Genomic DNA, 12116 nt, shown 5'->3' with positions numbered 1-12116 from the left:
TGGCGACTGTTTTTTTTAATAAAAATCTATTTTTGTTCAAAATTCACCAATATAGTCCAGTTTCAGATCCATGGTCCTCAGTAATTTCTGTGGGATGGCTAGGACGGGCTACAGGAGTATGTTTGGGAAATAGTTATCCCTAAGCAGTTCTTGATAACGTGTCAATGTCCAGTGCGATCGCTTTCAACTCCTGTAACTCGTCGTCAGAACCTCGTAGCATAACCCCAGAGTTAAAAACTCTTACAGCTTGCTTGTCTACTAGTACAACATGGCGGAAATAAACCAATCATTCCAAATCAACGAAACCCTTATGCTGTATTAATTTTTAATTTTTAATTCCGCCTTGCGGTACTAGAGGGGACGACACGTTACACGAGCAGACCAAACAACAGCTTACTTGGTGCTTAACTGCTATATCTTGATTATTAGTGGCTATTAAGACATGAAGAATACATAAAGATAAGTACTGACATTATACTGATCGGCAAATAATGTGAAGAGTATGCAAAGATATGTCTTTAAGTGTGGACATCTCAGTAAATATTCAGATATGGTTATCAAAGTGTTATTTAGATGTTCTCTATTTTTAAGCTACACACCCACGGGCAATAGCCCACAACAACTGCATAAAAATTCTTTCCCTATCGAAAGTGAATTATTCTCTATATTTACGACAGTAGGGCTACGCTTTGATAAGAAATATGAAGTGTGGGTTTTAGGAATTCAAGCTTGATTTTTCGACACTTTGTCAGTGATCGCTTGTTTGATCTGCGGATCAAGAATGATAAAAAAATCGTTAAACCATCTGTTTTCCTAAATACACGCTCATAAATATGTACAATGCTTAAGACTTAGATAGTCGTAAATAGCATTATTAACGGGTACACAAATAACGAATGAAAAGGGAAATAGGGGATAGGTAAAGACTTTAACTTTGAACCTCCTTCCTGCCTCCGCCTTTTTCAAGTCAGTTAGATAAGTCCTACTTACAAGGTTATCAATAGGGTAAATTTTCGAGAAAATTGCTAGCCCTCAAGGGCGACATAAAATTATGTCGAAAGCGTTAACTCTCGACTATTTCTGTGTGCACTTAAATAACATTAACAACAAGTTAATAGCTGAAGTTACTCAAAAATAGATTCAGGAAGATAAAAGTTATGGTTAATATCATTGGAACCAACGGTAAGGATAGTCTATTGGGTAGCCAGGACGCAGATACAATTAACGCTAAAGTAGGTGATGATATTATCGATGGCAAAAATGGCAACGACCTTTTAAACGGTGATGCCGGAAATGATACCCTCATTGGTGGTGCAGGCAATGATACTTTGCTTGGTGGTACGGATAACGACTCTCTTCGTGGTGGTACGGGTAGTGACTCCCTCCGTGGTGGTACTGGTAATAACCTGCTGCGGGGTGATGAGGGAAATGATACCCTTGATGCTTCCTATTCTTCTGGAAATAACATCCTCAGTGGAGATACAGGGGATGACTACCTTCATATTAGCTATTCTGCTGGCAACAATACGGTTTCAGGCAAAGACGGCAATGATTCCTTTTACGCCGATGAAGTCCGGGGTAAAAACACTCTAAATGGAGGCGCTGGTAATGATGACTTCCATTTGTCGGCCTCAAAAACTTCCCCCTCTTCCTTAACGACTCAAAGCGTAAATGGAGAAACTGGTGAGGATTATTTGTCTGTATATTATACCAGTGCTAGCAGTGGAATCATTTCGAGTTTCGATGCTGCTACTAACACTGGCTCAATTAGGGCTGGCACAAATCGGATTAACTACAACAATATCGAACAATTAGAAATTAGAGGTACAACCTACGCTGATTTTATTGTTGGGAGTAATGGTAACGATTTACTCTTCGGAGGCAGTAGTGGCAATGATTTAAATTATGGCAATGATACGATTTTTGGCGGTGAAGGAAACGATTACTTGAATGTTGATTATTCAACAAGCGATAACATCCTTAATGGTGGTGCTGGTAACGATCAATTCAGTGCTACCTCTTCAACAGGCGATAACATTCTCAATGGAGAAGATGGCAATGATAATCTCTCTGCGTCTAAGACAGATGGCAATAACACCCTCAACGGTGGTGCTGGTAACGATCAATTAAATGCTAACTATTCAACAGGCGATAACATCCTCAATGGAGGAAATGGCAATGATTCTCTAAGTGCCTCTCGCGAATACGACTATTCCGCCTCTTTTACCTCCGGTAATAACACTCTCGATGGTGGTGCTGGTGACGATGAATTGAGTGTTAACTATTCAACGGGCGATAACATCCTCAATGGAGGAGATGGCAATGATTCTTTCTTTGCCTCTGGCTACTACGACGACAAAAAAGCCCAGGGCAAGTTTGGTAATAACATTTTCAATGGAGGGAATGGCAATGATTCCTTCTCTTTCGTCCTATATACTTCTCCACCTTCGTTAGCGACTCAAACAGTAGATGGGGGGATAGGTGACGATTTGTTGAGCGTTTCTTATATCTATCCTAATGGGAGAATCACTTCAACTTTCAATGCTGCTAGTAACACTGGCTCGATTAGGGCGGGCACGGATTTGATTAACTATAAGAATATCGATGCATTACATATCTCAGGTACAGTCTACAATGACTTGATTGTGGGAAGTAATGGCAACGATACAATTTCGCTCTACGGTAGTAGTAGTGGCAATGATACTATCGATGCAGGAAAAGGTGATGATTTATTGGAAGCCTATTATTACAGTAATTCTAGCGGGGGTGAGGGAATCACTTCGACATTCAATGCTGTTACTAACACTGGCTCCATTACATCAGGTACGAATCAGGTTAGCTACAAGAATATTGAACGATTAAATATCTCAGGTACAGCCTACAATGACTTGATTGTAGGGGGCAATGGCAATGATACACTCACCGGAGGCGATCGCGGCAAAGATACCATAGATGGAGGGAAAGGTGACGATTTGTTGTCCTTCTATAACTATTCTATCGGCCAGGGAATCACAACGACATTCAATGCTGCTACTAACACTGGTTCGATTACAGCAGGCCCGAATCAGGTGAGCTACAAGAATATCGAACAATTAAATATTTCAGGTACAGACTACAATGATTTGATTGTGGGGAGCAATGGCAACGATACCCTCGCTGGGGGACGTGGAAATAACACGATTCTCGGCGGTGCAGGTAAGGATTACTTGAGTGCTGACTATTCAAATGGTAATAATTTGCTCTCTGGTGGTGATGATAATGATTCTCTTAACGTCTCTGGCTCCTACGACGACTACCGAGGCAATTTTGATCTTGATGCTATCTCTGGCAAGAACACCCTCAATGGTGGCGCTGGTGACGATAACTTAGTTACTAACTATTCATCAGGCAATAACCTACTGAATGGGGGCGATGGCAATGATACTTTGACATCTGCTGGTTCAGCTTCCTTATATTCTTTATATGGAGCTTATACTGTCTCTGGCAATAACACGCTCAATGGTGGTGCTAATGACGATCGCTTGATTGTTGACTATTCATCAGGCGATAATCTACTGGATGGAGGCGATGGTAATGATACTCTCACAGCCTCTGGCGCTTCTGGTAAAAACACCTTCAAAGGTGGCAAAGGTAATGATAACCTTTATGGAGGAGCGGGTACTGACACCTTTGTTTTCAATAGTTTCAGTGAAGGTATTGATAGTATTTATAACTTCAACGCGACTAATGAAAAGATTCGCGTATCGGCTGCTGGTTTTGGTGGCGCGTTATCATCAGGTTTACTCTCAGCTAGCTCTTTTACCCTTGGAGCATCTGCAACAACCAGCAATCAGCGATTTATCTATAACAATACTACAGGCGCACTATATTTTGACCAAGATGGTAGTGCGGGTGGATTTGCTCAGGTACAATTTGCACAACTATCTGGTGGAGTGTCACTAAGTCAAAATAACGTTCTAGTTGTTTAATCCTCAACCCCATAGTAAAATAGAAATCTTCAGAATGCGAGGTGTTATATTCAGCACCTCGCATTCGATTTATCAATGGAATTATTAAACCACGCGGTAGAATAATTGTTCCAATCGGTGCAAATGGCGAGGCGATGTGTTGCTAACGCGCTCTGTCTTATCCAAGAGCAAGCAGTTACCCATCTCTTTTAAGAGCGATCGCTTGTAAATTATTGAGAGATCGACAAAAAGCCTTAAATTGAGTATATATATTCAGTTTAAATATAAGCTCTAGAAGTGTGGTGTCCAGAAAAAAAGCCAGTCAGATGACTCAAGTCTTGAAGAGTCAGCAGAGAGCTAAGGAAGCTTTTAGCGTAGTACCAAGACTCACCAACCGTCGCTACGCACTCATCGCATTAATCCTCTGCTTGATAATTGTTGCTTGCACTAACACATATCAATCCTCCCCTTCCCCACTTAATAAGTTATCCAGTGAAACTACCGATTTAAGGATTTGGTGGGATAAAGGTTTTACTCAGGAAGAGGATGAAGCTCTCAAGCAACTAGTTAGCGAGTGGGAAAAACAAACTGGCAACAAAATCAAGCTTTCTTTATATTCCACAGATGAGCTAACACGGAAGATTCAAAGAGAAATTCAGGCTGGCAACTTGCCTGATATTGTTACCAGTTATACTGCCGATCGAGAACTTATTCCCCGTTTAAGTTGGGAAGGCAAACTAGCAGATGTATCAGATATAATTGAGCCACTTAAAAGTTTTTACCCTGAAAAAATTCTAAAAACTGTTCACTTTTATAACAATGTTACTCAAAAGCAAAGCTACTATGCTTTGCCAATGAGCCAAGCAACTATTCACATTTTCTACTGGCGAGATTTCCTAAAGCAAATAGGTCGTAAAGAAAGTTATGTACCAAAGGATTGGGATGCTTTTTGGGAGTTTTGGAAAAAAATACAGGATGACTTGCGGACAAAAGAAATACCAAATAAAAAACAGAATATTTATGGGTTAGGGTTTACCTTCGGTATTAGTTCTGCTGATACATACTACTTGTTTGAGCAGATTTTAGAAGCATACGATGTGCAAATTTTAGATGCTATGGATAAACTCCTTCTTGACGATCCGAAAGTGCGTCAAGGTATTATTAACAGCTTAAAATGGTACACAAACTTTTATCAGCAAGGCTACGTACCACCAGATGCTGTAAATTGGTTGAATCCAGACAATAATCGTAGCTTACTTAATCAAAGCGTAGTTATGACTCCTAACAACTCGCTTTCAATTCCTGCTGCTGTGAGGCAAAACCTTGATACATATTATCAAAAGCTTGGTATCTTAGACTTTCCAAATAAACCTAATGGCTTGCCAATGCGCTACTTAATTACGGTTAAGCAAGTGTTTTTATTTGCCGATTCTAAGAAACAGAAGCTAGCTAAGGAGTTTCTTGCATACTTAATACAACCAAAGGTGATGGGGAATTATCTTAAGGCTTCTGGAGGTCGTCATTTACCAGTCTTAACATCGGCGTGGGAAGATCCTTTTTGGAAAGATTCAAAAGATCCCTATCTTTCGACTGCCGTTAAGATATTTCTCAATAGAGAAACTCGCCCATTTGATTTTGTCCAAAACCCAGCTTATAGCTTGGTTTTGAAAGATAATGTCTGGGGTAAGGCGATCAATCAAATTGTTCTAGATAAAATTGCTCCAGAGCAAGCAGGTGATGAAGCAATCACTCGGATTAAGCAAATTTTTGACCAATGGCAGTAAGCTTTTACAAAGATGGCATTTAAAACAAAAGCTAGTCAAATTGTTAAAGGCTCTCAGAATTGGGCACAATATCACCATTATCGCAGATATGTGTTCATCGTATTGACACTCAGTTTGATAATTATTGCTTGTACTAACACCCCCAAATTAAAACAATCTTCAATCACCCATTCCCCTACTTACAACAGAGTTTTAAAGATTTGGTGGGATAAAGGATTTACTGTCGATGAGGATGAAGCAATCAAGCAGTTGGTAAGCAACTGGGAAAAACAAACTGGTAATCAAGTCAAGCTTTCCTTTTATATCGGCGATGAGTTACCGCAGAAAGCGCGTAGGGCCATTCACGCGGGTAATCCACCCGATATCATGATGAGTTACGGCGCTGAGAGAGCGTTGAATCCGCATTTGGCTTGGGAAGGGAAACTAGCGGATGTAACGGATGTAATTGAGCCAGTCAAAAATCTTTATCCTGAATATGCTCTGCAAGCTGTTAATTATTATAATAATGCTGCAAAAAAGCGAAGTTACTATGCAGTTCCAATTAATCAGGCAACGGTTCATATTTTCTACTGGCGAGACTTGCTAGAGCAAATAGGTCGCAGCGAAAGTGATATCCCCAAAGATTGGGATGGTTTTTGGCAGTTTTGGAAACAATTACAAAACGATGTGCGGTCAAAACAGCAAAAACAGAATATTTATGGGCTAGGTTTTCCTTTTTCTACTGGAGCTTCAGATACCTATATCTTTTTTGAGCATATTTTAGAAGCATACGATGTGCAAATTCTCGACTCAGAAGGTAAACTCCTGATCGACGATCCAAAGGTCAGACAAAAAATTGTCCAAGCATTAGATTGGTATACCAAATTTTACCAACAAGGTTATGTGCCACCAGATGCACTCAATTGGTTAAATCCAGATAATAATCGCAGCTTGCTCAACCGTGTGGTGATGATGACTCCTAACAACACCCTCTCAATTCCTTGCTCTGTGCGCCAAGATCCCGACACCTATCGCCATAAGCTTGGTATTTTAAAATTTCCCAACAAACCCAACGGCAAGCCAATGCGTTATCTACTTACACTGCGGCAAGCAGTTTTGTTCGCCGATTCCCAACAACAGAAAAAAGCTTTGGATTTTCTTGCATATCTCACCCAATCACAGGTGATAGGTAAGTATCTGAAAGCTACTGGAGGCTGTAATTTACCTGTCATCAAGACACTTTGGCAAGACCCATTTTGGAAAAACCCAGCTGACCCACACGTTTCAACTGCGGTTAAGACGGTGACGCAAGATTCAACGCGGTTGTTTTATTATGTCCAAAATCCAGCATACAGCGTAGTGTTAGAGGAGAATATCTGGGGAAAAGCTCTTAATCGAATAATTGTAGATAAAATTTCTTCAGAGCAAGCAACTGATGAAGCAATTAAGCAGATCAAACAAATTTTTGCTCAATGGTAATCAATAATTATTTATATTAACTAAAGGAATAACCTAGCTGCATGAATAATAAAAAAGATAAATATCTTTAGAATAAGAAACAAGTTGTAAATATATGAACTTCTGGAATCAGCACCTAACTATTAAAGTTGCCAGTTCCTTCTTATTCCTATCCTTGGTAACTGTAGGTGTAGTAGGAGGATTTGCTTTTCTCAATGCGAGGGAAGCTTTGAAGCAAGCTGCTTTTGAACGACTCAGTGCTGCTGCCACTCTGAAAGAGGAAGAAATTACCCGTTGGTTTGAAGACCAAGAACGAGACTTTCTCTTAGTAACTCAGTTTCCAGACGTACAAAATAATTTTCAAATCCTTTTAAATTCCAAAGTTGCCGACGCAAATTATCGTAAAGCTTATAAAATTCTCTCAGATTATCTCACAAATATGGCTAAAATCAAGCCAAGTCTGGGAGAAATTTCCATTCTTGACCGGAGCAATCGGATTATTTTATCTACTAATAAACAGCGTGAAGGTCAATATGAAATTTCAGCTAACATCACCTATATTGAACAGATTCAGCCAGGAGACTCTTTTGCCCCCATCTTTTATGCCTCACCGATTACTGGTAAGCCATCAGTTACTTTTGCAACCCCTCTACGTGATGCAACCAAGGTACGTCAAGGTGTTCTTTTAGCCGATCTAAATTTAGGCAGAATAGATCAAATTGTACGGGAACGTACAGGCTTAGGTAAGAGTGGAGAAACTTATTTGATTGGTTCTTTAGTAACTAAAAACGCTTTTATTTCTAAAGATAAAAATAAAACACCGGACTTTTCTCAAGGAGTTAGCAGCCAAGGTATTGATGCAGCAATGGGTGGAATTAGTGGTCAAGGACTTTATCCAAACTATGCTGGAGTGTTAGTAATTGGGGTATATCACTGGCTCAACGACCAAGACCTAGCCTTAATGGTGGAGATGAGCCAGGAAGAAGCCTTTGCACCTGCTCGGCGATTAGCAGGGACGATGATGTTAGTGGGATTCTTATCAATGGGATTTCTATTGATTGGAGTGTCTTGGCTAACGCGACAGTTAAAAATCTCTGGCGAACAGTTAGAGAATTACAGCCATAGATTAGAAGTAAAAGCCAAAGAAGCCGAAACTGCCAACCGTGCCAAAAGCGAATTTCTCGCAAATATGAGTCACGAACTTCGTACTCCTCTTAACAGCATCCTTGGCTTTACTCAGCTAATGACGCGCGATTCTTCTATCAATGCTTCTCAGTTGGAACATTTAGAAATTATCAGTCGCAGTGGAGAACATTTGCTAACCTTGATTAATGATGTGTTGTCAATGTCCAAAATTGAGGCGGGTTTAACGACACTGAACAACAATAGCTTTGACTTGTACACTCTACTTGATTCACTTGAAGAGATGTTTCAAATTAAAGCGGAATCCAAAGGTTTACAGTTGATGTTTGAACGTAGACCGGAAGTTCCTAGATATGTGCATACAGATGAAAGTAAATTGCGTCAAATCTTAATTAACCTCCTTGGTAATGCTATCAAATTTACTCAAGAAGGTGGCGTGAGTTTGCGAGTTAGGATGAAGGAAGAAAGTAAACTACAGCAACAAGAAAGGACACAAGTAATAAAAAACTCCCGCCCTTCATTCTTCTGGCTTCATTTTGAAGTTGAAGATACCGGGACAGGGATTGCACCTGCCGAAATTGAAAAGTTGTTTAAACCCTTTGTTCAAACGGAAGCAGGCCAGAAATCTCAGCAAGGAACAGGTTTAGGTTTAACCATCAGCCAACAATTTGTACATCTAATGGGGGGAAGTATTACTGTTAGCAGTACTTTGGGTCAAGGAACAATTTTTTCTTTTGATCTCCAAATTAGTTTAGCAGAAGTAGCTGAAGCTCCAATTCGACAGCTAAAACGACGAGTAATTGGTTTAGAGCCTAATCAACCAAAAGACCGAATCTTAGTAGTTGAAGATAAATGGGAAAATCGCGAACTCCTAGTCAAGATGCTAGTATCCCTTGGCTTCGAGGTACGTCATGCTGAAAATGGTCAAGAAGGGGTGACTCTTTGGGAAACTTGGGAACCACAACTGATTTGGATGGATATGCGGATGCCTGTAATGGATGGGTATGAAGCTACTAAACAAATTAGAGCTACTTTAAAAGGTCAAGCTACTGTCATTATTGCCCTAACTGCTAGTGCTTTTGATGAGGAGCGCTTTGTGGTTTTATCGGCTGGCTGCAACGATTTTGTACGTAAGCCGTTCCGAGAGGAAGTAATTTTGAATATGATGTCTAAATATTTAGGGGTGCGCTATGTATATGAAGAGAAACCCCTTCAAAAAGACGAATTTGCCGAAAATTCCGACCTTAAAATTTTATCATTAGAAGAGATGCTGGCTCAGATGCCCACTGAGTGGGTAGCACAGCTCCACCAAGCGGCACTGTGTACTGATGAAAAGCTGATTTTTAGCTTGCTTGAGCAAATTCCTGAAGAATCTGCTCTTTTGACAAACACTTTGTCTGATTGGGTTAATAACTTTCGCATTGATAAAGTTATTGATTTAACACAATCGTAAAAAATGATTTTTGAATCAGAATTCAGAAGTCAGAATTCAGAAGTCAGAATTTAGGAGCCAGAACAAGAAAGTGGGGGATTGATATGATGTCCGCTTGATTACTTATTAAACGCATCTGGCGTGTGGGGTGCAATGACTGTGGAAATCATAACTAATTAGCCAGACTTGATATGAGATCCGCCACTAATTAAACATCACTAAATCTTCGTGTCGTGAATGCACCGAAAGATTTAGTGAGGATCTTAAACCCATTCATTAGTCGGACTCTAACTCAATTCGGAATTCTGATTTCTGACTCCTGAATTCTTTTTTAAAAAATTAGTTCTAATAAATATGGATAACCATCAAGTTCAGCTACCAAAAGCAAATATTCTTGTTGTTGATGATACACCCGATAATCTGAGACTTTTATCCGCTATGCTAACTCAGGTTGGCTATGAAATTCGGAGAGTTATTAACGGACAAACGGCTTTGAAAACAGCACAAGCTGCACCGCCCGATTTAATTTTGCTTGACATCATGATGCCAGAAATGAATGGTTATGAAGTCTGTCAACATTTGAAAGCCTCAGAGAAAACCCGCGACATTCCGGTGATTTTTATTAGCGCCTTGGATGAAGTTTTTGACAAAGTTAAAGCTTTTGCTGTCGGGGGAGTGGATTATATTACCAAACCTTTTAGTGAAGAAGAGGTTTTTGCCCGTGTAGAAAATAACTTGACTATCCGAAGGTTGCAAAAACAACTGACCCAGCAAAATATACTTTTGCAGCAGGAAATTAGCGATCGCCAAAAAGCAGAATCAGCCCTGCGCCTCAGTCAGTTTTATCTAGATAAATTTAAGGATTCTATCTTTTTTGTCAATTCTGATGCCCAGCTTGTTTACGTGAATGAAGCCGCCTGTCGTCATCTTGGCTACTCCCGCGCACAATTGCTGACCATGACTGTTTACGATATAAATCCAAATTTTTCGACCGTTGCTTGGCGATCGCACTGGGAAGAAGTTAGACAGAAAGCCTCTCTCACTTTTGAGTCTACTCAACGAACTCAAGATGGTCAGGATATAGTCGTGGAAATAACTGTCAATTATCTGGAGTTAAACGGACAGGAATACCATTGTGCTAGTGTCCGCGATATCACCTCCTGCTAACACCATTTCAGCAAGCCGCTAAAGTGTTTTGTATCAAAAATTCTGTAAATTAATAAGTAGTCTGAGATTGCTGGAAGATACCTTTAGTCAAGACTTCTAATCCAAAACTGCTAACACAGGTGGAAAAAGATATTTTTTCTGACGTTATCAACATTTTTTACATAAATTAATAAAACTTTGACAGCAAAATTCCTGACAAATTATGACTTTTTCATGCTGTTAAAAAGTAAGTGATTCACTTAAATTAAAGGTATGGTCAAAGTAAACTTCAATCCAAAACCTTAAGAACGTCTAATAAGTAGAAGTAGAAGGGAAAACCCCAACAGCAACAGGTTCTTCTGATTTGCATTTTACATTTAATTATGTCCTCCTACTGAGTTGATTATGTGGATTGAATTGAGCCGGTGAGCAAAAGGGTATTGCCCATTGCAACTATAGCGTTATTACCTCTGATATCTGACAGATAGTGACAGCATCAAAAATCAAGCAAAGAGATGCTTTGTAGTGTATCAAGCCTGCAAAATATGCCGAAAAAATAAACTTGAGGAAAGAAAATAAGATGCGAAAAAATAGTATAAACCAAGATTTTATCCCGCCTGAAGAAGCAATTCATTGCTGTATTCAGGCATCTGAGCAAGGAAATACTGACCGGGTGAACAACAACTCTTTGACTGTAGAAGATGTTACTACTGATTTAGACATTCAGAATCATTCACTACCAGTAAAACAGGAAGTCAGGCATCTGTTGTTTAGCACCTCAGTTAAGGACAATCTAAATGAACAGCTAGCATCCTTAGTTGCCCAAGCCCGTAGACATCCACCTGGAAGCCCTCAACGTCAGAAACTGCTCACGCAAATTATTCGTTTGACACAAGGTAAACTCTGGAAGGAAAATACTCCCTACTATCAAGACGCACTGCAACAAACTTGGTTGTATTTCTGCCGCAATGTTTGTGATGGTATGACAGGTCAAGCCTATGACTCCACTCAAGGTAGTGTGATTACTTGGCTAGATGCTTACTTAAAACGCAGACTACAAGACTTTTATGTCAACCAAAACCGGGAAAAAGCCACAACAGTCTCCTTTGGGGTTCGTCAGTCTAAGTCGGGTGAGATTGGTGAAACTATTGACCCGATAGATAATATACCAGCTACCCGTTTAAGTGCGATCGCTAATTCGGGATGTTCTTGGAGATTTGCAAGATG

General features: G+C 39.9%; 6 protein-coding genes and 1 pseudogene. 6 read left to right on the top strand and 1 reads right to left on the bottom strand.

Features of this window, described 5'->3' with window-relative positions; genetic code table 11:
* Positions 1 to 139 precede the first annotated feature (139 nt).
* Entirely contained in the window at positions 140 to 286 is a 147-nt protein-coding gene (locus HWQ43_RS10770; RefSeq protein ID WP_292732877.1) for a hypothetical protein, read from the bottom strand.
* 871 nt (positions 287 to 1157) lie between these two features.
* Between HWQ43_RS10770 and HWQ43_RS10765 the strand changes: the two genes are divergently transcribed.
* The 6 genes and pseudogenes from HWQ43_RS10765 to HWQ43_RS10740 all read left to right on the top strand — a co-directional run.
* Positions 1158 to 3968: a calcium-binding protein gene (locus HWQ43_RS10765; protein ID WP_292732875.1), complete on the top strand. Its 2811-nt coding sequence runs from the start codon at positions 1158 to 1160 to the stop codon at positions 3966 to 3968.
* Between the two features lie 305 nt (positions 3969 to 4273).
* Positions 4274 to 5731, top strand: coding sequence for an ABC transporter substrate-binding protein (locus HWQ43_RS10760; protein ID WP_292732872.1), 1458 nt, complete (start codon positions 4274 to 4276; stop codon positions 5729 to 5731).
* A gap of 12 nt (positions 5732 to 5743) precedes the next feature.
* A complete protein-coding gene (locus HWQ43_RS10755; protein ID WP_292732837.1) occupies positions 5744 to 7189 on the top strand; it encodes an ABC transporter substrate-binding protein in 1446 nt (481 codons plus the stop codon).
* A 94-nt stretch (positions 7190 to 7283) separates the two neighbouring features.
* Entirely contained in the window at positions 7284 to 9764 is a 2481-nt protein-coding gene (locus HWQ43_RS10750) for an ATP-binding protein (RefSeq protein WP_292732835.1), read from the top strand.
* 333 nt (positions 9765 to 10097) lie between these two features.
* Positions 10098 to 10910, top strand: coding sequence for a response regulator (locus HWQ43_RS10745; RefSeq protein WP_292732833.1), 813 nt, complete (start codon positions 10098 to 10100; stop codon positions 10908 to 10910).
* 559 nt (positions 10911 to 11469) lie between these two features.
* Positions 11470 to 12116: pseudogene (locus HWQ43_RS10740) on the top strand (hypothetical protein); the annotation flags it as partial.

This window comes from Nostoc sp. JL31, assembly GCF_017114965.1.
In the GTDB taxonomy this organism is placed as follows: domain Bacteria; phylum Cyanobacteriota; class Cyanobacteriia; order Cyanobacteriales; family Nostocaceae; genus Nostoc; species Nostoc punctiforme_A.
The sequence above is the reverse complement of the archived record's forward strand: the minus strand, read 5'-3'. Positions and strand labels throughout refer to the sequence as shown.